The sequence below is a fragment of the Candidatus Nitrosomarinus catalina genome (assembly GCF_002156965.1).
In the GTDB taxonomy this organism is placed as follows: Archaea; Thermoproteota; Nitrososphaeria; order Nitrososphaerales; family Nitrosopumilaceae; genus Nitrosopumilus; species Nitrosopumilus catalinensis.
This window is the reverse complement of the sequence record NZ_CP021324.1, coordinates 378,915-402,251: the sequence shown is the minus strand read 5'-3', so window position 1 is coordinate 402,251 and position 23,337 is coordinate 378,915. Positions and strand designations below refer to the sequence as shown.

The window sequence follows — 23,337 nt, the reverse complement described above, 5'->3', positions numbered from 1 at the left end:
CATTATAATAAATTAGAATCTTCCAATAATTTCAAAGTAGAAGAAAGTTCTTTGATCAAATCAGAGTTCTCAAGAGGGGTCAGTTTAGAGAATTTTATAGGAAATGTAATTGTCAACATGTCCTGATCAGTATGAGAAATTCCAACAAAGTGAGAAGAATTATTTATTTTTGATAAAAAATTATCCCATTTACGAAGATGTTCAGAAACCCGAGATACATTTTGTTGAACATTAGATAGATTAGTATTCAAATCCGTATCAAATAATTTGAATTTAACAAGAGGAATCATTATCATTCCACCAGATATTTTGTCATGATTTTTAATTTTTGATAGAATTACATCATCTGGATTTTCTGATGAGGATAAATTACCAAAATCAGGATCAAAGTACCCAGTAATTAATTTAGAAGAATCAAATATTCTATAATATCCATCTTCAAAATCTAATTTCCAGGTTCCCAAGAAAAATATTCAATTAAAACTAGTTACTAAACTTTTATTTGAAAACAAAATTAGAAAAAGATTTCAGGCATGAAAATGAAAATTTAATCATCATTTTCTAGCATATCTAATGCTTTTTGTAACGAAATTTCAAGTTGATGAATTCGCTTTCTAAGTTCAATATTTTCATCCCTTAAGGAATCTCTCTCCTTAGTAAGAATTTCATTCAAATCCATATCAAAACTAAGAACTAATAGTATTTTTAGATTACAATTTAAAGAAATCAGTTTATTAAATAAATCTCTAATTACATAGTATGAGAATTTACCAAATTCTCATCTAACAGTTTTATTTCAAAAATATCCTTTAAAAAATATTTTTGTTTAGAATGATAGTTACAAAGCAATACAGAAGACTTTGAATCTCCAACATGAAATATTGTAAGATTAACAGGTTTATTGATACAACATATTCGATCAACTTTGATTCCAGTTTCACGAGTAGCCATTTCTAGCCATACAGATTTTTGAATTTTATTTAGATTACGAATAGATTGTAATGCTAAAGTTTGTTTCTTTATTTGTCTCAAAGTTTTTCGAAGTTCTGGAGATAAATTTTCTAACAATACTAGACATAAAATCTCGGTTTACATAAATTTATCAGATTAAAAAAAGATAATTAAATAAACTAGGAATCAAAATAAGATTATGACAATCGCAAAAGAAAATAAAGAATTTATCAATAGTTTAATTGAATATTACATTAGTGAATCAGAGTCATATAGGGAAATTGCAGAGGAATTTCGTCCAGAAATAGAATCAGTTCAAGATACCGCATTTGGAATAATTACAGGATGTGTATATTCAGGATTCCTTCAAGCTTATCAAAATCAGCAGCAAACAGCAAGTTTAGAAGACATCAAAGAATTTAATGAAATGATAAAACAGAAGGCACCAGAAATCAAAAAAGCGATTTCATCTCAAAGGAAAACAGATCATCAATCAAATGATAAAACAGAATGAGAAGAAATTAGGCATAAAAATATCTAAAAATGTAATAAAAATAGTAGAAAATTGCAGTACAGTTTAATTTGAATTATGAAATGATAAAATTATGAATATTGACGGTAGTAAAATCATTTTTAGTCTTGGGGTAACAGCTGCAATAGCAACAGCCGTAATTGCACTCTATTTTTCAATTCGTTAGAGATAAATCATTAAGATAAAATCAATAATTTATGTCAGCAACAAATGAATTCAAAATTACACAGATAGTAGACAATGGACAAATAATACAATTAACATTAATTGAAAACGTATCAACTGAACCAATTTCCCAAAAACAATTAATCATTGAAAACGTATCCAAAAAGTTGGATGCAGAAACAAAAGAACAGGTAATGCCACTATTAGAAGCAATATTACAAGCTCAACCAACTGTAAATATGAAATCATATCAACAAACACAGATTACAATTGCAATGCCAAAATCAAGATATGATGGAATGGGAAGACCACAAGTTGGAAATACTATAAATGTAGATTTAAAAAAAATCTAAAGTTCTGAATTTACTTCATCTAAAGTATGTAATGGCAAAGAACAAGAAAAATTTTTACAAATGAAGACAGAAGTTTGATCTTCAAAAGATTTACCTGAAAAGAAAGGATAATCAGAAAGGGCATTCAATTGTTCAGAATTTTTAATGGTCACCATAAAAGAACTTGGCAAATAACTTGTAAATAGAGAAGTACAAATTTCAGAATTTTCAGAATTTATAATAGTTATTTCAATAGGTTTTTCCAAATATACAGAAAGAGTATTTAACAAATATCCAAATCCAAATGGGTTTTCTGCGGCCATTTGTGCCTGAGATTCCATAATTTTAATGGAAATATCAAGAAAAGATTGTTCTTGAGATAGATGATATAGTCTTAACAGTACAAAAGATGAAACAGAATTTCCCGAAGGCAAAGATAAATCATAATTGCTCTTTGGACGAATGATTAATTTTTCATGATTATCAGAAGTCATAAAGAAACTATTGTTTTCTGAGTCCCAAAAATGATCAATTAAATGATTACCCAATTTCAATCCAAGTTTGAGATATTTTTGATCAGGTTCAATTTCAAATACATCCAATAAAGCATTAATAAAATAAGAATAATCTTCAAGGTAACCATTAATTTTTGCATCACCATTTTTGTAAGTTCTTAATAGATTATCATCAACAAACAAATTCTTTTCAATAAAGGAAATACAATTTTTGGCAGCATTTAGATATCGTATGTCATTTGTAACACGGTATCCTTTTGCAAAAGCAGTTATCATCAAAGAATTCCAGGAAACTAGAATTTTATCATCTAATCCAGGAGAAACTCTTTTTGATCTTACTTCTAATAATTTTTTTGAGCAAGAATCTATAATCTCATGAACCTTTTGTTCAGATATTCCAAAATTAAATGCGATTGTTGAAGCATTAAGATTATTACAAAGAATACTATTGCCTTCCCAATTCCCACCATCAGTTACGTCAAAATAAAGACAAAATAGTTCAGCGTCATCACCAAGAATTTTTTTAATTTCATGTTTAGTCCAAACATAAAATTTTCCTTCTACACCTTCAGAATCCGCATCATAAGCAGAATAAAATCCTCCCTCTGATGAAGTCATTTCACGTAAAACAAAATCAAGAGTTTTTTGTAAAACATCCAGATAAAATGGGTCTTTGGTAATTTGATATGCTTCGCAATAGTTTACAGGCATGAGAGCATTATCATAGAGCATTTTTTCAAAATGAGGTACTAGCCATTTTGTATCAGTTGAATACCTATGGAATCCTCCCCCAATTTGATCAAAAATTCCACCCTTTGCCATTTTTTTCAAAGTTTTTAATGCAAATTCATTAAATTTTGACAAATTTGCCATTTTTGCATATCTAAATAGAAATGAAATATTTGCAGCATTTGGAAATTTAGGAGCAGAACCAAATCCCCCATAAGTAGGATCTCCCAATTGAAATAAATTCATTGCAGCTTCATCAAGCAAGGTTCGTTCTAATTTTGAAGGAGTTGTAATTTTTTCAGTTTTCTGTAATGCGTAAAGAAAACTGTCTGCAGATTTTTCAACATCTTTTGGTTTCTCCTTCCATGCTTGTGCTAATTGTCTACAGATACTTCCAAATCCAGGACGTCCATAGGAATCCAAAACAGGGAAATATGTTCCAGCATAGAATGGTTTTTGATCAGGTGTAAGAAAAATACTCAATGGCCAACCACCTTGGCCAGTAGCTATTTGACAAACTTTTTGATAAATATCATCAATGTCAGGGCGTTCTTCACGATCAACTTTTATGTTTACAAAATGTTCATTCATAAATTCAGCAACATCATTATTTTCAAATGATTCATGTGCCATTACATGACACCAATGGCATGCACTATATCCAATACTTAGAAAAATAGGTTTGTTCTCATCTTTTGCTTTTTTTAGTGCTTCATCATTCCACCCATACCAATCAACGGGATTATCAGCATGTTGAAGTAAGTAAGGACTGGTTTCATGAATTAGATTATTTCCAGCCATAATTTACCAAAGTGTTTTGAATATTTGTACCTAGATATGAAGAGTTTCACCAAATTCCCTTACCCTCAGTTAATTCATAAATTCGGACATTGATTCTTTTGAGAAATTTAGATTTTGATTTGTCTGCTTTTTTATCATGACTGTAATCTTTTTTCTTTAGGAGTTCCTCTAGTCTTGCCAATTGTTCTAGAGATAATTTATCAAACTCATGTTTGGAAGAAGAAATTAAGGTTAGTAGCTTTACACGTTCACGATCCTCAGAAGTAACATCAGCCATACAATGTCAGAGACTTTTTTTAAAATAAATCTTATCTTGATTGAGATAATTTATGAGGAAAAAAATTAAAACAGTATGTTAAAATTCAATGAAAAAATTTTTGATTTATGGGAAAAATGCGCGCAATGGTGCTTTCAGAATGTGCAAAAATTGAAACTAATCCATTAAAATCAACTGAAATAGATAAACATGAAATTAAGGAATCAGATGAAATTCTACTTAAAATTGAAGCATGTGGGGTTTGTCACTCACAACTTCATGGAATCGAAGGAGATTGGCAGCATATTGGAATTCCAGCAACACTACCAATTGTTCCAGGACACGAAGTTGTTGGAAAAGTAATTGAAATTGGAAAAGATGTAACTAAATTCAAAATAGGAGAAAGAGCAGGAATCACACCATTGCTTGAAGCATGTAAAGAATGTCAATATTGTAAAGAGGGAAAAGAGTACCTTTGTGAATCTTCAAAAATCACCGGTGAAACCCTGAAAGGAGGATACTCTGAATACATTACAGTCAAACAAGATTTTGCAACTAAAGTTCCAGAAAAAATGAAATCAGAATATGCTGCACCACTATTTTGTGCAGGAATTACAGCTTACAAAGCAGTCAAAGCAGCAGAGCCAACATTAGATAAAAAAATAGGAATTTTTGGTATTGGGGGAGTAGGCCACATGGCAATACAGTTCGCAAAAATTGAGAAAACAAAAGTAATTGCATTTTCAAGATCACAAAATCATCTAGATGTTGCAAAAAGATTAGGGGCAGTTGATGCAATGATATTTTCAAAAGAACAAGAAGAATTTTTAAATAAATTAAGTCAAAAACACGGCTTATTGGATGCAGCAATTGTTTTTGCTCCATCAGATATTGTTACAGATACTGCAATAAAATCAGTGAAGAAGGGTGGAACTATTGTAATTGCAACAATTGGGGAAAGACCTGAATTTATTGCATTTGAAGAAAAAACAATCAGAGGCACATTGATTGGTTCAACAAAAGATATGGAGCAAGTAATTAAACTATGTAATGAAAATGAAATTGAAGTTATTTATGAAACATTTCCTCTGGAAAAAGCAAACGAGGCATTAAAAAAATTGAAGGATTCAGAAATTGATGCACGTGCAGTTTTGGTTCCAAATATTTAGAGGTCATATAGAGAAATAAAATGAATTGTCAAAGATGCCATCACACAGATGAAGCTCATATTCCAGATAAAGAAAGTAAATTAATGATAAAATTAGGAAAATGTAAAATTCCAACATGCACATGTTCTCAGTATAGCAATCCAATTCAAGAAATCGATGAAGATTTATTGTAAATATATAGAAAAAATTTCCTAGATAATTCCTAAATCATTTAATTCTTTTTGTATTTCTGAATCAACTCTAGCACCAGAGCCACATTTACTACACATTCCTGTTTCATCAGGATCTTCAGACATTTTTTTTTCACATTCTACACATTTGTTTATCCCTTTTTTGAATCCCATATCTATAGTTCAATAATCTCGTTTAGATAAATATTTTCAAAATAATGGAAACAGTAAAAAATCATAGTAACAATTCATATACGAAATAAAAATATTCATTGTATGGATAAACACAAGCCATCAGATGAAATGATTAAAGATTTGGATAATTTATTATCAAAATTAAATGGAATGGAGATTGTTGCATCAGATGATTATCAAAAAAATTCAATTAAAGTGATGAGAGCATTAGTAGAAGGTCAAATGCATTCAATTAATGAATTTCAGCATTTGAAAAAAGCAATAGATTTGGTAACTTTACAATTATTCGATGTACAAAACAAAGTTAAGAATTAAGTCTAGTGTCACTAATCCCACAACTGCTGCAACGGTATAAGTTAGATTTTTGAAGTTTTTTTTCTAAATTCATTTCGTGACCACAGCACGCACAAGCAATCTTATCTGAATCATTATTCATCTTTGTTTAATTCCTTTGAATCTTTATCGGAGTCATCTGAATCTTTATCGGAGTCATCTGAATCTTTATCGGAGTCATCTGAAACCCTTACAACATAATCAGGTTTTGGTTCAGAAATATCATCATTATTACATGGAGGTTTGTATTGAGCAATAATCTTTTGAATTACATTATGACGTTTTTCTTCACTTGATTCAAACATTGGAAAAATTGCAAGATACAAGGATTGTTCAGAGCCAGATTTTTGTAACCAGCACTTGAATTGCTCATGAGATGTAAAAAATGATTTTTCATCAGTTTTTTGACAATCCCCAACATAGACCATGTCAAATTTATCTTTGTTTCTGGATAAGATCAAATAAACTAATTTTTCCATTGGAGGACCCCATTCTGATAGAGGTATTGGTCCTAGAAACTCATATTGAAGGATTTGAATGCTCAACATAAGTAATTTGAAGTACTTATTTTTCTTTTTATCGGAAAAAAGAGTCTAGTGATAAGATCTAAGAGATTAAGAAGACTTGAAAAGATTAAATTCAAGCCTTATCGATTTCACGTGAATGAAAAAATCCAAAAATATGAGACAAGTTGGATATTCCATGATATTAGTATCAGCCAGTTTATTGGCAGTGTTAATAATTGGCGTAGTTATATGTGAAGATGTTTTGTATGCAGATAACATGTCCAGAAACAATACAGCCCATTTTAATGAGTGTAAGGCAAATGATTTCAAAACAGATGGCTGTGAGATATACTGGGACAGAATAAATAATGAAATTTCAGGAATTTACGTAGATCTGGAAAATTAGTTCTCAATCACTATTAAAAACTAGAAATTATTTTTAATATTATTAGCCTTATTTTGATAGAATTTTGCTTTAACATTATCATCTAATTCATTCAAATAAACATCTGCAAGTTGTTGAAGAGGATAAAAATCCCCAGGTGTAAGAAAAGATAATTTTTCTAAACATTCAATTTTCTTTTCAGAATTTGAGGTTTCAACATAGCATGCATATAATTCAAGTAAAATTTTAGAATCATTAGGATCTAGTTCAGATTTCTTTGTTAATTCTAGAATTCTGTTTTCCGTCTTTTCAATTAAAGAAATACTGGGAGAAGGATGTTTTAGTTCAATACTTTTTTTAATTTTATCAAGTAACCCCATCAAGATATCAAAATATCTTGAAAGTAATAATGTTTATCAAATAAAAAAATCAAATTAATAGCCATTGGCAAAATCAGATACCATATTCTTATCTTTAGTTAATCTATTCATTGCAAAAAATGCACCACCTACAATTCCCGCTTGATAAAAAGTGTACAAAAATATACCTGAGGAAGTAGGATCGGATTTTGTGAAACTCAAAGCCAGAACTGTAACAAAAACAAATGTACTAGCAGAAGAAACTAATCTATTCAAAAATCCAGAATCCAAACCAACGATTCTTTTTGTTGCAGCTGCCATCAACGTGATACTTGAAATAATAAGAAAGGTTGCACCACCATTAGCCATTACAAATGAATGAACCCATGTGATTAGACCATCTTCAAAAATAGATACATCAGGCATTAAACTACCGCCATTTATTGCAAAATTGACTGAACTAAACATGCCACCCATTACAAAAAAGAACAAGAAAATTTTTACAATTGATCTTTTAATTGGACTTCTAATTTCAGCAGGATTTACAGCTCGTTGAGTAATTTTAATTCCATAAAGAAATCCAACAGCCATGGCAGGAATAAACATCAAGTTGATCAGAATTGGTGATTCTCGATTTATAGCATCAATTTGAGGATGAAATATCAAAAAGAGCAATAAAGCCAGTAAAGCAGATGAACAAAATAATATCAATCCAAGATATTTATGCCCACTAGATTCAGATTGGCCGCTCCAATTGTACATTTTATGAGGTCATAAGAAAATGATTAAAAATGCAGCCCAAAAATGATTTGCTCAATGAATCAATTCTGTTTACCCTTTTTAATAGAAAAAAATCAAAAAAGACATGGCAAAAGGTTTTCCAGTTATTGGAATTGGCAGCATAGTATTCATTTTTGGATTAATTTTTGATCTACAAGGACAATCCATAGTCGGTCCTGAATCATCTTTCATGTATGCCAATCCAGATTGGATAACTTATGGAATTCAAATAATGGTTTTAGGAATAACAATTATCGGGGTTGGGACATTATTAAAAATTTTTAAAAAATGAGTCTCTCAGAATCCAGCGCGAATAGGATCACTAGGCTTCATGATTTCCCTTAACAGTATAGTTGCAAATGAACCTCGAGACAATGAAAATTCAACTTTGTTTTTCTCAGAGATATAATCAGTACAATGAATTGCAGCTTGTCTAAATCCACCTTCACTACTAACTTCTTGCATTTCTTTAATGAAAAAATCCTTGGGAGAAATTTCTTCTTCAATCAAAATTTTAGAAATGGAATGGTCAAATCTTGTTTTTTTATAGTAAGAATAACCAACAAAAGGTAATGCAAGATATTGTTCAACCCCATCTTTGAATTTTCCAATTATACTTTTAGAGTCAAAACAGACATCACCAGATTGAGATTCAAATAAATTTTCACCATCTAAAAATGCAGAACTTAGAGATTTATTAAAAATATATGATTCGTATGCTTGAATGTAAAAACGTCTTAAAGATAATGGAATTGCACGTATTGCACGGATAGAGTCATCATGTTCAATCATTTCTTTTAAAACAATTTTTTCAATATCCATTTGAGATGGAACTTTATCATAATATTTTACATAATTTGTTTTGTCAGAAAGTTTTTCACGAATCTCTGTATTTTCTGCGGAATCATATGAGGAAGTGAATGATAATATCAAATCAACAGCAGTATCAAAATCTCTTTGTAAAATTGCCTTTCCAATTAAATGAGTAACAGGTCTTTTGGAACCAAATCTTTGATATCCATAGAAATTTAAAATTTGATTATGTTCAGTAAAAGAAGATAAATCATCAGAGCAATCAGAAATTTGAATTTTAAAATTATTACCAATCATCTCTTTTTTAGATAAGGGTTTTTTTGTGAATCCAATCTTTGTAAGAGAATATTTTTCAGTAGAAAAATCGTCAATAGGTTTACCCTTATGAGGCGAGCCAACATATTGCTCAGTTATAGCAGAAGCATCTTTTAGGCCTAGAGACTTGAGACGAACGCCAGTTTTTCGAAAAACACCAGATAAGGCATGATTAGTATCAATTTTTTTCTTTTTTAGTTTGTAAACAGCATAACCACTTTCATTATTAATAGAATTTGTTGCACGTTTAGAAATTAATTCAGAAACTTCAAAATCTTCAGGATTAATTCTAATTTTACCACCAATACCAGAAAATTTTGTAGTGTAAACAGATATTCCTATTTGTGAGTCAATTTCAGGTATCACTCTACAATCACTGTAAGATATTTACTAATTGCAATATCCGAAGTTTGTCCACCTAGTAAAATTTTGTATGTTCCAGGTAAAGCATCATCAGAAGTGGAAAGTTCAATATGTACAGCAACAGAATCATTAGAATTTAATTCAAAGTTTTCAGAAGAATTATGAATTAAATCAACAGTTAGAAAGTCGTGAGTGGTAGAAATAATTGAAGAAACTTCGATAATATCATTTTCAAATTGTGGAGAAAATATGATGTGATTAGCGACAGAATCATTAGAAGAAAGTTTAACATTATCAGATTCAAGTTGAATTTCAAATGGTAAAGATACAGATGTATCTACGACACCAATTTTGTTTTCAACCCATTCAGTGAACCAAATTTTTTCACCAGATACAGCAAAATCAAAAATTTGTGCAACACCACAATTTTCCATTACTTGCAATCCAGAATCACAATCAGCCCAGTTAGGGTTTTTTGAAGGTACATGATACTCTACAAGAGTTTGTTCTTTTGGATCCATTACTGAAATATTATTTGCTGTTTGTGCATTAAATACAAGTTGTCCTTGATCATTATTTTCAATCCAATAAGGTCTAGAAATAGGTGATTTGACAATACCTGTTTGATTTCCAAAGGTTTCCAAGATAGGATCAGCAGTCATATATTGAATAAATTGTTCAGTTGCAGGATCAAAACTGAAAAATGAGGAAGAAGTCGTATCAGCTAGCCACAATGTACCATCATCAGAAAAAGTTACACCGTTTGGAGTAAGTAGTTGTACAGGTAAAGGGTAACCAGTAATGTAATCAATTAATGGCAAGAATGGCTGTCCAGAATTTGTTACATCATTAAGATAATCATTTTGATTAAATTGAACTAAAATCCCTCCTTGTTGAAACAACCAATTTGTATACCAAATGTCGTCATTTCCATCGATTGCAAAATCAGCTGTTACTGAGTCATCTACAGGAGAAGGCACACTTAGATAATTTACTTCGGTGTCAGTAGGATTTACATCCAGAATGGTTAATTTGTTTCCAGTAAAATCATTAATGATAATTTGAGAGCCATCAATTCTAAGTTTTTGAGGTAATGAATTTCCATCAGAGGGATAAGACAATCGCTCATATTCCTCATCAAGTGTAGAGAATTTCCAAACTGAATCATAAGTTTCATCAGTGAACCAAACAGAACCATCGGGAGCATAATCTATTCCCCACATCATTGAACGAGCACCGTCAGGCCATGTAGGATTTTCAAATTCGACAAATGTTTGAGTTACAGGATTAAATTTTGCAAGGTTTCCAGTATTAGTTTGAGCAAACCAAACATTTCCATCATAATCAGATGTAATGGCTAACGGATTGGTACAATCAGTAGGAATAACAAATTCTTGAACAAACTTTGTTGATTTTGCAATTTTATCAGAACTACAAAATTGAGTTCGTTGTTCATCAGGATAATTATCTGCAGGAGTACCAGTAATTGTTACCGTAGGATCATTCATAGCTGCATAATCTACTTGTTCATCATATCCAGGAATAGCAATTAAAACTCCAGAGGTCAACATCAGACCTCCAAGAAAAGCAAAAGCCAAAATTCCCTTAGTCTGTTTTTTCACAGATTTTTTTAAACAATACTGTTAATATCTCATTCCCAGAAAATCACAATAATTTCAAATTACCAGTGATTTTATCAATCAAATTTTCAGGTGCAGGGCCTATAGATATACAAGTTGTAGTTCCTGGTGCCAATTGAGTATGTCCAGCATCAGAAATTTCAGACCAAGGTAAATTCAAATCAATGGCATGTCGTTTTACTTCTTGTAATTCTTTAATTCCTGAAACTTTAACAACGACTTTCTCTTGTCCACCCCACCATTCGGACCACCATTCAGGATGTGATTTTCTAACATGTTCTGAACCCATGACACATGCGTGACCAACTTGAGCAGCTATCTTACCCTTACCCATTCCCAAATCAGTCCTAACAGCAATTACTTGTTTAATTTCACCCATATCATCTTCACAAATAGGCACAATGAAAAACTTTGGAATTAAATAATTGACAAAGAACCAAAATCTGTGTACTATGATGTAATTATTGTGGGAGGCAGTATTGCAGGATTATTAACTGCAAGAGAAATTTCTTCCAAAAAATTTTCAGTATTAGTAATTGAAGAAGATTATGAAATTGGGACACCTGAACATTGTGGTGGATTAGTAAGTATTGCAGGTCTAGAAGAATTAGGAATCATTCCGTTTAAAAAAACTTTTGAACATATGATTGAATCTGCAAAAATTACATCACCTAATGGAGAAAGTTTCACAATCAATTCAAAAAATCAAAAAGTAGCAGAAATTAGCAGAAGAGAATTAGATAAACAAGTTGCATTTCAAGCTCAAAAAAATGGTGCAGTGATAAAAGTTAGAACAAGTTTTCAGGAAATGACAGAAACAGGAATTAGGACAAATGAAGAAAAAATTGATTGTAAAATTTTTGTGGATGCAAGAGGAGTGTCATCACTAATTCACAAAGATCGAACAGGGATTTTATCATCTGCACAATATGAAATTTATGCAGATTGGATTAAAAAGGGAAAAGTGGAAGTTATTTTTGATCAAGAGAAATATCCAGGGTTTTTTGCATGGGTAATTCCATCAGCTGAAGGAAAAGGAAAAGTGGGAATTGCAGGAAAAGGCATCAATGTATCTGAAACATTAAATGAATTTCTTAAGCAAAAAGGAGAATTTTCAACAATAAGGAAAATTTTTGCACCTATCTGGATTAAGGGTCCAATCAAACGATTTGTCGAAGACAATGTAGTCATAGTAGGAGATGCGGCAGGACAAGCAAAACCAACAACAGCAGGAGGAATTTTTACAAGCGGAATGGGAGGAGTATATGCAGGACAAGCTATATCCAAATTTTTAAAAACAAATGAAAAAACAGATCTTTTAGATTATCAAAAAAAATGGACTGAGAGATTTGGTAAAGAATTTGATAAACAAATGTTAGCAAGAAAAATTTTAGAAAGGATTGATAATGAAACGATCAATAAATTATTTGAATCAATAACCCCAGAAATTGTCAATGAAATTTCAGAAAAAGATGATTTTGATTTTCATACAAGTTCAATTATCAAATTAGTAGGAATCAAAAATTCATTGAAAACAGCTCAAACATTAGTCAGTAGTGAATTGAAAAAAATATTGGGTTAAATCCAACACAATTTCTAAGGAAAGTATAAATGATGTTTCCAGAAAAATTGAGCATGTCATCTACTATATCATTACCAACATGCAGTTGTTGCCATAGAGCAATTATGCCTAATGATAAATGTGTTAAATTCAATTGCCCTGAATGTGGGGTTGACCTTATTTGGAGATGTGAAAGTTGTAGAGAAGCAGCAAGAAACTATACCTGCTCTTCATGTAACTTCACGGGACCTTAAGTAAAATGACGGATATTGTATTAATAGCAAAAATTCTTCCAACAGGGATGGAAGTGGATTTAGATAAATTAGCAGAAACTGTGAAAACATCACTAAAAGATGGAATTACTTTAAATCGACATGAAAAAGAACCGCTAGCTTTTGGATTAGAATGTCTAAAGGCACAATTCGTATTAGAAGATAAAGAAGGACAAATGGATTCACTAGAGGATACTGTCAGAGCAGTTGAAGGAGTCAGTGAATTTGAAGTACTCAGTATGAGTCGTAATTAACATAACAGTAATTAGCATAACAAGAATTAATTGATTTTATGGTACGCAAAGAAGAGCCTTTGCAAATGAGAATTGGTGAAGCAAAACAAAGAGACGTAGGCAAAAAACGTGCCAGAATAGGTCCAAAAGCAATGGATTTTCTCAAAGCTGAGCCAGGAGACATAATTGAAATCATGGGTTCAAGGACAAGTTGTGCCATTATTTGGCCTGCAGATGAGGATGAAAAATTCCCAGATATAATTAGCATAGATGGACAAACAAGGAAAAATGTTGGAGGGACTTTAAACGACATAGTAAAAGTTAGAAAAGTAATTTCAAAAATTGCAAAAACAATTACACTAACTCCACTCAACGATGCAGTAACAATTGATAAAGAATTCATGGATTTTGTTAAAAATAGATTGAAAGGATTACCAGTAACTCATGGAGATAAAATTTCTGTAATGATATTAGGAAACTCCATGGACTTTAAAATTACAAAAACTTCACCTAAAGGAATTATCAATATAGACAAAACAACTGAATTAAATATTTCAACAGAAACGTCAATCGACAGAAAAGTCAGAGTCACATATGAAGAAGTTGGCGGGTTAAAAGAAAAAACTAAAGCAATGAGAGAAATTGTTGAGTTGCCATTAAGACATCCAGAATTATTTTCCAGATTAGGAATTGAACCACATAGCGGAATTTTACTATATGGTCCACCAGGATGCGGAAAAACATTACTTGCAAAAGTTATGGCAAGCGAATCTGAAGCTAACATGTATCCAATTAACGGTCCAGAAATCATGAACAAATACTACGGTGAAACAGAAGCTAAATTAAGAGAAATTTTTAAAGAAGCAAAAGATAATTCACCAAGCATCATCTTCATTGATGAAATTGATGCGATAGCACCAAAAAGAGAAGAAGTGTACGGAGATGTGGAAAAAAGAGTGGTAGCACAATTACTTGCATTAATGGACGGATTAAACGATAGAGGAAATGTCATTGTTTTAGGAGCAACCAATAGACCAGATAGTGTAGATCCAGCTCTTAGAAGGCCAGGAAGATTTGACAGAGAATTTGAAATCAGTGTGCCTAACGAGGATGGAAGATATGAAATTTTACAAATTCATACAAGAGGAATGCCAATAAATGAAGAAATCGATCTCAAGGAATTGTCAGCAGAATTACATGGATACACAGGTGCAGATATCAAATCACTATGTAGAGAAGCTGCAATGAAATCAATTCGTAGGTATTTACCAGAAATTGATCTTGAAACTGAAAAAATTTCTTCAGAAGTTTTACAATCAATGCAAATCAAATTAGTTGATTTTTACGATGCGATGCACGAAGTTGTCCCTACTGCAATGAGAGAATTTTATGTTGAAAGACCAAAAATTTGGTGGAATGATGTCGGAGGTTTGGAGAAGATTAAGAAAAGTTTAACAGATAATATAATTACAGCAGTTAAAGAACCAAGTAAATTTACAAAAATGGGCATCAAGCCCCCAAAAGGAGTTTTAATTTATGGTCCACCAGGATGCGGAAAAACATTACTTGCAAGAGCAGTAGCAACTGAAACAGGTGCAAATATGATTTTAGTTAGAGGTCCAGAAATTCTTTCTAAATGGGTGGGAGAATCAGAAAAAGCAATAAGAGAAATTTTTAGAAAAGCAAAAGCATCGTCACCATGTGTAATAATTTTTGATGAATTAGACGCACTAGCAAAATCAAAATCAGGAGAAGGAGGATCAGGAGAAACCATACTTAGCCAGCTATTAACAGAAATTGAAGAAGGAACTTCATCTCGAGTCGCAGTCATTGGAATTACAAACAGACCGGACATCATAGATAATTCATTATTGAGAACAGGAAGATTAGATCTAGTTCTATATGTCACACCTCCTGATGAAAAGAGCAGATTAGAAATCATTAAAATTTTAACAAAAAAAATGCCATTATCAAACGATATTAAACTACAAGAGATTGCAGTAGCAACACAAAATTACACAGGTGCAGATTTGGCAGCATTATGTAGAGAAGCAGCAATTTGTGCGATGAGAAACAAATCGTCCAAAATTAGCAGTCGGGATTTCGCAGTTAGTCTGAAACAAATTAAGCCATCAATTACAAAAGAGGTAGATCAATGGTATAACACCATAAGAGAAAGTATATCTAATGTAGTACCCAAGACAGGAGAGAAAGCATTTTACGGTTAATCATGACAATTCCATTAAGAAATCAAATATTTGAAAAAATTAAAGAATCTAACTCATTAACAGATGTTGAACTTTACAAGAGTTTAACAAAAGATGGATTAAATTTGCCAGAAGATAAATTTAACAAACTACTTTTAGATTTAGAAATATTAGGATTAATCAAAGTTGCATGGTTTACTAAAGATGAAAGAAGAATAGAAGTTGCAATGATTGAAAAAGAAGAAGATCCAATAGAAAAACAGAATAAAGAAGTAATGGAAAAAGATTATGAAGCAAGTTTTCCAGGCGTAGATAAATAATTAAAAAATTAGATCAAAGGGAAATGAAATGCAGCATCTAATGCAACTGCTACAAAAATAATTGTCAAATAAGGTGCAGTTACTTTGTATGCTTTCCAAGCAAATTCAGATGTAGGAGTTTTTGTTAGTTTGTAGTGATATACCAACATCAATCCACCAGACACAGATGCAATAACAGTGTAAACAATTCCCAATCCATCGGGAATCAATACAAGTAACAAAGAATAAGGAATTAAAATTAAAGTATTACCCAAAATAAATTTAGATGTTTTTTGCATTCCAATAACAACAGGTAACATTGGAACTTCAGCCTGTGCATATTCGTCTTTAATTTTCATTGCAAGACACCAAAAGTGGGAAGGGGTCCAAACAAATACTAAAAAGCCAACTAAGAATCCCAACAAATCCATACTACCAGTTGCAGCTGCCCATCCTGCCCAAGCTGCAGCACTACCAGCAATTCCACCAATTACAATATTGGAAGTGTTTCTACGTTTTAGCCAAACTGTGTAAATTATCACGTAAGAAAATATCCCCACTGCAATAAAAAATGCAGATATCGCGTTAAGTGCAAAGAATCCGTAAATTACAGAAATACAACTTACAGCTAATCCATATAACAAAACATGGGATGCAGCCATTCTTCCAGAAGGAATAGGTCTAGAACTGGTTCTACTCATTTTAGGATCAATGTCTTTATCATAATAGTGATTTAGTGCACTAGAGCCAGCTGATGCCAATGCTCCTGCTACTATAATATGCAAATAATCCAAATAGTCAAGTTGAGATGCTCCCGTAACTAACTTACTTGCAGCATACATGGATGTAACTGCAGTAATAACTAACAGAACTACTATTCGTGGTTTCGATATTTCTATTATTTCATTAATTCCCAATTTACTCTACCCAATTTCAAAGCCGTTTTATTCCTTGTTGTAGATCCATTATATTTCAAAAGGAATAAGTATCTCACTCTTACCAGCTTATTTTGATGAGTAATTGGGACCTATTAATGCCAGGCATGGGCCTTACAGGCGTAGGATTAGCTGGTCTGATTTTATCATATGCAGGAATTGCACACACATTCATCGACGGAATGCACGCACTAACAGGCCTAACAATGTTTGTAGGACTAATTTTCACAGCAGCAGGTATTCTGGATGGCGGAGTCTCAACTAGTAATAGAGCCAAAATTACAACTTTGGTTATTGTTGGCATTTCAATAGGATTTGGACTTTATGCATTAGGTACAATGAATTCTTCAGATTACACATTTTCATTAATTCTAGTTATTCTAGCAATTGCACTTCCATCTGCAGGAGTTGCATGGATAGCAATGAAAAAACCAGGAAGCATTAAACCAATTGGTTTAGTATTAGGATTAGCAGTTGCTAGCGGATTAGTTATTTGGATTACAGCTGGATCAATGAATGAAAGTGAAGCAGAGTTAGCCGAAGAATTAATTGATGAAGAATCAATGGAAGATGTTCCAGCTGGACCAATTTTTGCAATTGAAATTCTTAAAGATTCAGCACAAGAAGGAAATCCAGATTATGATCCAGATAGAGCAGTTGTAACACAAGGACATACAGTTGTATGGACAAACGTAGATGTTGCACCACATACAGTTACCAGTGCATCAGATTATGGAGAGACATTTGATTCTAGTTTGATTAGTGAAGGAGAAACATATTCTTTAGATACAACTAACTTAGAAATTGGCGAATACGAATACTTGTGTATTGTTCATCCATGGATGATTGCAACTTTGGTTATTGAAGCTCCAAAAGAAGCAACTAAGATAATTATTCCAGAAGGAGCTGCAATTCCAGAAGATGGAAGAATTTACTATAACCCAGAAACAATTAACATTCCAGCAGGAACACCAATTGAATGGGTTAATGAAGATGATGCAATGCATACTGCAACATCAGGAAGTCCAGCAAACGGAGCTGACGGAATATTTGATTCACAAATTCTAAACTTAGGAGACACCTACCAATTTACATTTACTGAAGCAGGTAATTTTGACTATTATTGCATATTACATCCATGGATGATTGGAACAGTTAATGTAGAATAGATTTGCAGAAAATTATTTTAAAACAGTCAGATAAAAAAATTCTTGTACAACATTCAGAAAGCCAAAAACCTAACGAAGCATGTGCAATATTATTTGGAAAAGAGAATAAAGTTGAAGAGGTTTTTTTAACAAAAAATATTGATGAATCACCAATAAATTTTACAATTTCAAATGAACAATTGATAGAGGCATACCAAATTGCCGAAGACAAAAAAATTGAAGTAGTAGGAATATTCCACTCACATCCAAATTCAGAGGCATATCCTTCAAATACAGATAAAAAATTTATGCAAACTAATCCAGTAGTATGGACAATCTATTCAGGAATCAATAAAAATTTCAAAGCATTTGTTCTAGAATCAGACGTCATAGAAATTCCAATTAATGACTTTTCAATATTACAAAAAATACAGAGAGTCATCAGAAAAATTTTCAGAATGTAAGCACATAGAATCATCTTTGGAATTAAATATCCCCTTTTTTAACAAAAAATATGGAAATTCACGTATACGACACTTATGTCAAAGCAGCAGACGGTCACACAATGCACTTTGATGTAATTACGGGTGAAAAAGATCATCCTAAAGCCATAGAATATGGCAAAGAATGGTTGAAAGAGATAGGAGAAGGAGAAGCACAAATGACACAAAATGAATGTACATTTTGCCACTCACAATCTTGTCCAGAGCCTGTAGAGCAGGCAATTAAGGAAAAAGGCTATTTCATTCAAAAAATGGAAGGCTGTCCTTAAACATTTTTTTCTTTTTTAAAAAAATATTTTTAGAATAAATTACAAGGTAATTTATGAACAAAAAATATTCAAAAATCACAATTGAAGGGGACAAAAAAACAGAATGGATTTGTGGTTGCTTTCAAACAGCAGATGATTATTTTAAATTTTGTAGCAAGCACAGTCAAACTTTACAAAAAGCCATTCAAGCACAAGTTGATGAATTAGATATGACTTTGAGTATTGATTAAAAATTTTAAATTGAAAGAATTGCGACAAATGCAGATACAAATACAATTGCTATAGTATTTAGTAATTTGATTACGGTATTTAGTGCAGGTCCTGCAGTATCTTTGTAAGGATCACCAATAATATCACCAACCACTGCAACTTTATGAACTTCAGAACCTTTCTCACCTTTCATTTCAACCAATTTCTTTGCATTATCCCATGCACCACCAGTATTTGCTAAATGATATGCTAGTAAAATTCCAGTTACAACTGCACCCATTAACAAACCAGCAACTGCAGTAGGACCCAGTAAAATTCCCAAAATTATAGGTGAAATAATTGCAACGATTGCAGGTTTCCATAATTCTCTAATCGAAGCAACAGTTGCAATATCAACACACTTTGCATAATCAGGTTTTGAAGTTCCTGCAAGAATACCAGGATCAGCTTTGAATTGTCTTCTAACTTCATCTACCATTTTACCTGCAGCTCTAGAAACACCATTGATCAATTGACCAGTTATAATAAATGGAATTAGACCACCAACTAACAATCCAACAATTATTGCGGGATTTGTTAAACTATAATTTAATTCCAAAACACCTTCAAAAATATGGGCTGCTTCAAATTGAAAAGCTTGAATCATAGCTAATGCAGCCAGGGCAGCACTAGCTATCGCAAATCCCTTAGTTACTGCTTTAGTTGTATTTCCAACAGCATCAATTTCATCAGTTACTTTTCGATTTTCTTCACCCATTCCAGTCATTTCAACAATTCCTCCTGCATTATCAGCAATTGGACCAAATGCATCAATACTTAGAACTATTCCAGCAAGACTCAACATTGCCATTGCAGTCAAAGAAGTTCCAAAAATGCCATAAAGTACTGGATCTGCACCTTCAGGAGCTGCAGAAGAAGCAATAGAGTACGAGATGATAATTGCAACAACTAGTGCAATCATGAATGGTCCAGTTGATTGCATTCCTTTGATTATTCCCATTAAAGTTAATGATGCATAACCCCATTTTGCAGAATCTGCAATTTCTTTAACTGGGCCTTTTTTGTAACTAGTATAATTATCAGTAATTTTTTGAATGACAGGAACTAGTATGACACCAATTACAGTAGTTCCAAACAAAGCAAGTGCAGTTGAAGATTGATCAATAAATTGTGTAATGAAAACATAGTTTAATCCAATTGCAATTGCAGCTGAAACATAGAATGAACGATTAAGGGGTTTCATGACATCAGTTACACCCTTTGAACCAACAATTACAACACCAATTATGGATGCAATCATTCCAGAAGAACCAATTAAAATCGGATAAAGGAAAAAGTTTGGTGCACCAATTAATGCAGCAATTAGTAATGCAGCAAGTATTGTTACGATATAGGATTCATAAACATCAGAACCCATTCCAGCTGCATCACCAACATTATCACCAACATTATCGGCAATAGTAGCAGGATTTCTAGGATCATCTTCAGGAATATTTGCTTCAACTTTACCAACTAAATCAGCGCCCATATCAGCTGCCTTTGTAAAAATGCCACCACCGATCCTGATGAATAATGCAATTAGACTTGCACCAATTCCCACTCCTGCAATTGTAATTGGATCAGGGTAAATTAAATACAAACCAGTAATTGCCAAAAGAGCCATTGCAGGTACTGCTAATCCAACGGTGGCTCCACCCCGAAACGCCATAGCAAATGTTTTTCCAAGACCTTCACTACTTAGATTTGCAGCTCTTACTGCTGCTTTTACTGTAATTTTTAATGAAATAATTCCTGCAACTGCAGATAATGCTGCACCAACTGCAAATGCGATTCCGTTGGATGGTTGTAAAAAGGCACCAATAATGACTGAAAGTGCAATTGCGACAGGAACAATAATTTTCATTTCACGTCTTAAAAATGCAGAAGCTCCTTCTTTTACAGCATTTGAGATATCCATCATTTCTTTGCTACCAGAAGGTTGTTTGGTAATCCAAGCAACTAAACCACCAGCTACAAGAAAAGATGCAATTCCAGCTATGAAAGGCAGAACCTCAGAAATATCCACAGTATATTGAGTTAGTTCAATCTTAAAAGTATTAATCAAAAAGAAGGAATTTTACTTCTTTTTTTATAAGGAGAGAAGGTTTTTCCTTTTAATCCTTGTCTAACTAATTTATTGAATCGTTTTCCATGTGCAAGATAAGGAAATCGCATATGAATTAATTCATGAACAAGTGTGTTTTCAAGTGTTTTTTCATCAGGAATTTTTCTAACATTAAGAAAAACCAAATTATGTTGTAAATAAGAAACACCATAGTATTTGTAAGCAGATGTTCGTCTACCTTCAGTCATTTCTCTGGGAGCATCAAGAACTTCTTTTGTAGTTAACAAAATCACAGGTTCAGGAATGGAAAACCTTTGGGAGTATATTCCAACTTTTTCTAAAATTTGTAACTTTAGATCATCATCTAGTTTCATAGTTTGTTGTAAAGCAATCTATCTTTATCTTGAAATGTCAATTCTTGTAAGCAAATGGTCAGCTTTTCGTTAACTCTTAAAAACAACCATTAACGAAAACGTACAAATTTTTGTAAGACGATTGGTTGATTTTGATTTCGTAAAATTATGAATAAATAGGGTCAGAGGTTATGTGGGGTAATCACGAATCATACAGCCACCGTCTCATCACACCCCATTAGTTCATTAGATCAAGTAATGTTTGTGCTTTATTTCTAATTTCTGTAGTAATTTCAACTAAAACAAGCCCCTCATTTGGCTGGCCATATAGGACAACTGAATTGTCAGGAGCATGAATACAAACAGGAAGTACTAACAAATCTTCTTCACCAAACACAGTTATTCTAACAGGAGAAGTCATAGTAAATGCTTTTTTGATCAAGTCAATACTTTCCAAAGTAATTTCAGCTGCAGGATTATCAATTTTCAATTCAGTGGCATTTCCAAGTTTTGGCAAATCACGTTTTTGTCTTTTCTCAAAACCATCAATAATTTGCAAAGAAGGAGTTAATCCAAAATTAATCATTTTTTCAGTAGTTTGATCTCCAACGGTTACGACATAGGAATTTTTTGAGAGATATTTTTGAATATTTTCTTTATTATCTTCTCCAATTGGCAATAAAATACCTAAAGGAGTTTTGAATTGGTCTCTAATAGAATCAGGTAATTTCACAGGAATCTCAATTAAGAAGTGCCGTTATTTGTAGAATCTTCATTAGATGATTCAGAGTCACCAGATTCAGATTCCATTTCTTCTTGTAAATTAGATGCAATGATACTACATTGTGCAGCAACATTTTTTGCACTAGCACGAAATGCTTCAGCACTTGGTGAATCAGTATTTGTGCTCATGATTGGCTTTCCAGAATCAGAACCAGACATAATTCCATAATTTAATGGGATTTCACCCAAAAATGGAATTTTGAATTGTTCACTAATTTTTTTAGCTCCACCATTTCCAAAGATGTAATGTTTATCATCACATTTTGGACAAACAAAATGACTCATATTTTCAATCACCCCGATAATAGGAACATTAAGTTTTTCAAACATTGAAACTGCTTTTACTGCAACATTACTTGCAACATCCTGAGGAGTAGTGATAACAAGAATTCCAGTAATTGGAATTGTTTGTGCAAGAGTTAATGGAATGTCACCAGTTCCAGGTGGAAGATCAACAATTAGATAATCTAATTCGGACCAATTAGTGTCAACCAAAAATTGTTTTAAAATTCCAGAAATAATAGGGCCACGATATATTGCAGCTTGTTTAGATTGATCTGCAAAAAAGCCAAAAGATACTACTTTTAATCCATTAACATCTGCAGGTTGAAGTTTATTATCTTCAACTTCCATTGAACCATCTTCCATTCCCAACATCAACGGAATACTAGGTCCATAGATATCGGCATCAAGTAATCCAACTTTTGCTCCAGTTTGAGATAATGCAAGAGCCAAGTTTAATGATACAGTGGATTTGCCTACACCACCTTTACCGCTGGCAACACCGATAATATTCTTGACAGTTGCCATTTGGGTGTCTGCTTCAAGTGAACGACCCTCCATTACTTTGGCAGTTACATTCAAATCAAAAGCTTTCAAGTCAGATAATTCAGCAATTACTTTTCTCACATCATCTTCAATTTCTACATTGAAAGGACATGCAGGAGTAGTAAGTTCTAAAGTAAATTTGAGATTTCCATCATTAAGTTCTAAATCTTTAATCATTCCCATAGAAACAATATCTTTTTTCAAATCAGGATCAATAACAGTACTTAATTTTTCAAGAACCTGATCTATGGCAACCATTGGATAAAAAAATCAAAATACGATATTTAAAGTAAGTTGGACATGGAAAAAAATTGTCATTTTTT

At 32.3% G+C, this 23,337-nt stretch carries 33 protein-coding genes; 16 read left to right on the top strand and 17 right to left on the bottom strand.

Features of this window, described 5'->3' with window-relative positions:
* Nucleotides 1–2: 2 nt before the first annotated feature.
* The 3 genes from NMSP_RS02300 to NMSP_RS02295 all read right to left on the bottom strand — a co-directional run bounded on the left by NMSP_RS02300 (nt 3) and on the right by NMSP_RS02295 (nt 1,068).
* Nucleotides 3–464 carry a hypothetical protein gene (locus NMSP_RS02300; protein ID WP_086907267.1) on the bottom strand — a complete coding sequence of 154 codons (462 nt, stop codon included), beginning with the start codon at nt 462–464 and terminating at the stop codon, nt 3–5.
* A gap of 83 nt (nt 465–547) precedes the next feature.
* Entirely contained in the window at nt 548–679 is a 132-nt protein-coding gene (locus NMSP_RS08650) for a hypothetical protein (RefSeq protein ID WP_264080398.1), read from the bottom strand.
* 71 nt (nt 680–750) lie between these two features.
* Nucleotides 751–1,068, bottom strand: a complete 318-nt coding sequence (locus tag NMSP_RS02295; protein WP_086907266.1) for a hypothetical protein — start codon at nt 1,066–1,068, stop codon at nt 751–753.
* An 82-nt stretch (nt 1,069–1,150) separates the two neighbouring features.
* Here NMSP_RS02295 and NMSP_RS02290 point away from each other — a divergent pair, with 82 nt between their 5' ends.
* Complete coding sequence (locus tag NMSP_RS02290) at nt 1,151–1,465, top strand: hypothetical protein (RefSeq protein WP_086907265.1); 315 nt, start codon at nt 1,151–1,153, stop codon at nt 1,463–1,465.
* A gap of 215 nt (nt 1,466–1,680) precedes the next feature.
* Nucleotides 1,681–2,001 carry a hypothetical protein gene (locus tag NMSP_RS02285; protein WP_086907264.1) on the top strand — a complete coding sequence of 107 codons (321 nt, stop codon included), beginning with the start codon at nt 1,681–1,683 and terminating at the stop codon, nt 1,999–2,001.
* Here NMSP_RS02285 and NMSP_RS02280 read toward each other — a convergent pair.
* Complete coding sequence (locus NMSP_RS02280; RefSeq protein ID WP_086907263.1) at nt 1,998–4,025, bottom strand: thioredoxin domain-containing protein; 2,028 nt, start codon at nt 4,023–4,025, stop codon at nt 1,998–2,000. The two genes, NMSP_RS02285 and NMSP_RS02280, sit on opposite strands and share 4 nt — an antisense overlap.
* A gap of 46 nt (nt 4,026–4,071) precedes the next feature.
* Complete coding sequence (locus tag NMSP_RS02275) at nt 4,072–4,302, bottom strand: hypothetical protein (protein ID WP_086907262.1); 231 nt, start codon at nt 4,300–4,302, stop codon at nt 4,072–4,074.
* A gap of 107 nt (nt 4,303–4,409) precedes the next feature.
* On the opposite strand from NMSP_RS02275, the gene NMSP_RS02270 reads away from it, so the two are divergent.
* Together NMSP_RS02270 and NMSP_RS08355 are read left to right on the top strand one after the other, a co-directional pair.
* Complete coding sequence (locus NMSP_RS02270) at nt 4,410–5,450, top strand: alcohol dehydrogenase catalytic domain-containing protein (protein WP_086907261.1); 1,041 nt, start codon at nt 4,410–4,412, stop codon at nt 5,448–5,450.
* Between the two features lie 20 nt (nt 5,451–5,470).
* Nucleotides 5,471–5,623: a hypothetical protein gene (locus tag NMSP_RS08355; protein WP_192866199.1), complete on the top strand. Its 153-nt coding sequence runs from the start codon at nt 5,471–5,473 to the stop codon at nt 5,621–5,623.
* An 18-nt stretch (nt 5,624–5,641) separates the two neighbouring features.
* Here NMSP_RS08355 and NMSP_RS08350 read toward each other — a convergent pair whose 3' ends face one another.
* Nucleotides 5,642–5,794: a hypothetical protein gene (locus NMSP_RS08350; RefSeq protein ID WP_192866198.1), complete on the bottom strand. Its 153-nt coding sequence runs from the start codon at nt 5,792–5,794 to the stop codon at nt 5,642–5,644.
* Nucleotides 5,795–5,896: 102 nt separating this feature from the next.
* On the opposite strand from NMSP_RS08350, the gene NMSP_RS02265 reads away from it, so the two are divergent.
* Nucleotides 5,897–6,130, top strand: coding sequence for a hypothetical protein (locus tag NMSP_RS02265; RefSeq protein ID WP_086907260.1), 234 nt, complete (start codon nt 5,897–5,899; stop codon nt 6,128–6,130).
* Between the two features lie 113 nt (nt 6,131–6,243).
* Here the strand turns inward: NMSP_RS02265 and NMSP_RS02260 are convergent, their stop codons facing one another.
* A complete protein-coding gene (locus NMSP_RS02260; protein WP_225971309.1) occupies nt 6,244–6,696 on the bottom strand; it encodes a YqzG/YhdC family protein in 453 nt (150 codons plus the stop codon).
* A 115-nt stretch (nt 6,697–6,811) separates the two neighbouring features.
* On the opposite strand from NMSP_RS02260, the gene NMSP_RS02255 reads away from it, so the two are divergent.
* Entirely contained in the window at nt 6,812–7,060 is a 249-nt protein-coding gene (locus tag NMSP_RS02255) for a hypothetical protein (RefSeq protein ID WP_086907259.1), read from the top strand.
* A 20-nt stretch (nt 7,061–7,080) separates the two neighbouring features.
* Here the strand turns inward: NMSP_RS02255 and NMSP_RS02250 are convergent, their stop codons facing one another.
* Entirely contained in the window at nt 7,081–7,419 is a 339-nt protein-coding gene (locus NMSP_RS02250; protein ID WP_086907258.1) for a tetratricopeptide repeat protein, read from the bottom strand.
* Between the two features lie 54 nt (nt 7,420–7,473).
* Nucleotides 7,474–8,160 carry a hypothetical protein gene (locus NMSP_RS02245; RefSeq protein ID WP_086907257.1) on the bottom strand — a complete coding sequence of 229 codons (687 nt, stop codon included), beginning with the start codon at nt 8,158–8,160 and terminating at the stop codon, nt 7,474–7,476.
* 103 nt (nt 8,161–8,263) lie between these two features.
* Here NMSP_RS02245 and NMSP_RS02240 point away from each other — a divergent pair, with 103 nt between their 5' ends.
* Nucleotides 8,264–8,470, top strand: a complete 207-nt coding sequence (locus NMSP_RS02240; RefSeq protein ID WP_086907256.1) for a hypothetical protein — start codon at nt 8,264–8,266, stop codon at nt 8,468–8,470.
* A 5-nt stretch (nt 8,471–8,475) separates the two neighbouring features.
* On the opposite strand, the gene truD is transcribed toward NMSP_RS02240, so the two are convergent.
* From truD to pth2, 3 genes are all read right to left on the bottom strand, one after another.
* Nucleotides 8,476–9,672 (bottom strand): tRNA pseudouridine(13) synthase TruD, encoded by a 1,197-nt coding sequence (gene truD / locus NMSP_RS02235; RefSeq protein ID WP_086907255.1) that lies wholly within the window; start codon nt 9,670–9,672, stop codon nt 8,476–8,478.
* Nucleotides 9,669–11,240: a Vgb family protein gene (locus NMSP_RS02230; protein ID WP_225971308.1), complete on the bottom strand. Its 1,572-nt coding sequence runs from the start codon at nt 11,238–11,240 to the stop codon at nt 9,669–9,671. The genes truD and NMSP_RS02230 overlap by 4 nt, the downstream gene beginning before the upstream one ends.
* A gap of 94 nt (nt 11,241–11,334) precedes the next feature.
* A complete protein-coding gene (gene pth2, locus NMSP_RS02225) occupies nt 11,335–11,688 on the bottom strand; it encodes a peptidyl-tRNA hydrolase Pth2 (RefSeq protein ID WP_086908338.1) in 354 nt (117 codons plus the stop codon).
* Nucleotides 11,689–11,754: 66 nt separating this feature from the next.
* Between pth2 and NMSP_RS02220 the strand changes: the two genes are divergently transcribed.
* Genes NMSP_RS02220 through NMSP_RS02200 form a run of 5 tightly spaced genes read left to right on the top strand, consistent with a single transcriptional unit; the run spans nt 11,755 to nt 15,902 of the window.
* Entirely contained in the window at nt 11,755–12,891 is a 1,137-nt protein-coding gene (locus NMSP_RS02220) for a geranylgeranyl reductase family protein (RefSeq protein WP_192866197.1), read from the top strand.
* 29 nt (nt 12,892–12,920) lie between these two features.
* A complete protein-coding gene (locus tag NMSP_RS02215) occupies nt 12,921–13,124 on the top strand; it encodes a zinc finger domain-containing protein (RefSeq protein WP_086907253.1) in 204 nt (67 codons plus the stop codon).
* Between the two features lie 5 nt (nt 13,125–13,129).
* A complete protein-coding gene (locus NMSP_RS02210; RefSeq protein ID WP_067959041.1) occupies nt 13,130–13,396 on the top strand; it encodes an elongation factor 1-beta in 267 nt (88 codons plus the stop codon).
* Between the two features lie 38 nt (nt 13,397–13,434).
* On the top strand, nt 13,435–15,603 hold the full coding sequence (locus NMSP_RS02205) for a CDC48 family AAA ATPase (RefSeq protein ID WP_086907252.1): 2,169 nt from the start codon (nt 13,435–13,437) through the stop codon (nt 15,601–15,603).
* 2 nt (nt 15,604–15,605) lie between these two features.
* Nucleotides 15,606–15,902 carry a hypothetical protein gene (locus NMSP_RS02200; RefSeq protein ID WP_086907251.1) on the top strand — a complete coding sequence of 99 codons (297 nt, stop codon included), beginning with the start codon at nt 15,606–15,608 and terminating at the stop codon, nt 15,900–15,902.
* Between the two features lie 8 nt (nt 15,903–15,910).
* Here the strand turns inward: NMSP_RS02200 and NMSP_RS02195 are convergent, their stop codons facing one another.
* Entirely contained in the window at nt 15,911–16,798 is an 888-nt protein-coding gene (locus tag NMSP_RS02195) for a heme o synthase (RefSeq protein WP_086907250.1), read from the bottom strand.
* 116 nt (nt 16,799–16,914) lie between these two features.
* Between NMSP_RS02195 and NMSP_RS02190 the strand changes: the two genes are divergently transcribed.
* The 4 genes from NMSP_RS02190 to NMSP_RS08345 are packed head-to-tail and all read left to right on the top strand — an operon-like array spanning nt 16,915 to nt 18,966.
* Entirely contained in the window at nt 16,915–17,985 is a 1,071-nt protein-coding gene (locus NMSP_RS02190; protein ID WP_225971307.1) for a cupredoxin domain-containing protein, read from the top strand.
* 2 nt (nt 17,986–17,987) lie between these two features.
* Complete coding sequence (locus tag NMSP_RS02185; protein ID WP_086907248.1) at nt 17,988–18,428, top strand: M67 family metallopeptidase; 441 nt, start codon at nt 17,988–17,990, stop codon at nt 18,426–18,428.
* A gap of 50 nt (nt 18,429–18,478) precedes the next feature.
* A complete protein-coding gene (locus tag NMSP_RS02180) occupies nt 18,479–18,736 on the top strand; it encodes a DUF2024 family protein (protein ID WP_067958563.1) in 258 nt (85 codons plus the stop codon).
* 53 nt (nt 18,737–18,789) lie between these two features.
* Entirely contained in the window at nt 18,790–18,966 is a 177-nt protein-coding gene (locus NMSP_RS08345; protein WP_192866196.1) for a hypothetical protein, read from the top strand.
* A 5-nt stretch (nt 18,967–18,971) separates the two neighbouring features.
* Here the strand turns inward: NMSP_RS08345 and NMSP_RS02175 are convergent, their stop codons facing one another.
* The 4 genes from NMSP_RS02175 to NMSP_RS02160 form a co-directional block, all read right to left on the bottom strand.
* On the bottom strand, nt 18,972–21,011 hold the full coding sequence (locus NMSP_RS02175; RefSeq protein ID WP_086908336.1) for a sodium-translocating pyrophosphatase: 2,040 nt from the start codon (nt 21,009–21,011) through the stop codon (nt 18,972–18,974).
* 35 nt (nt 21,012–21,046) lie between these two features.
* Nucleotides 21,047–21,424, bottom strand: coding sequence for a hypothetical protein (locus NMSP_RS02170; protein WP_086907247.1), 378 nt, complete (start codon nt 21,422–21,424; stop codon nt 21,047–21,049).
* Between the two features lie 217 nt (nt 21,425–21,641).
* Nucleotides 21,642–22,136 carry a GTP-dependent dephospho-CoA kinase family protein gene (locus NMSP_RS02165; protein WP_086907246.1) on the bottom strand — a complete coding sequence of 165 codons (495 nt, stop codon included), beginning with the start codon at nt 22,134–22,136 and terminating at the stop codon, nt 21,642–21,644.
* Nucleotides 22,137–22,147: 11 nt separating this feature from the next.
* Nucleotides 22,148–23,272, bottom strand: a complete 1,125-nt coding sequence (locus NMSP_RS02160; protein WP_086907245.1) for an Mrp/NBP35 family ATP-binding protein — start codon at nt 23,270–23,272, stop codon at nt 22,148–22,150.
* Nucleotides 23,273–23,337 lie beyond the last annotated feature (65 nt).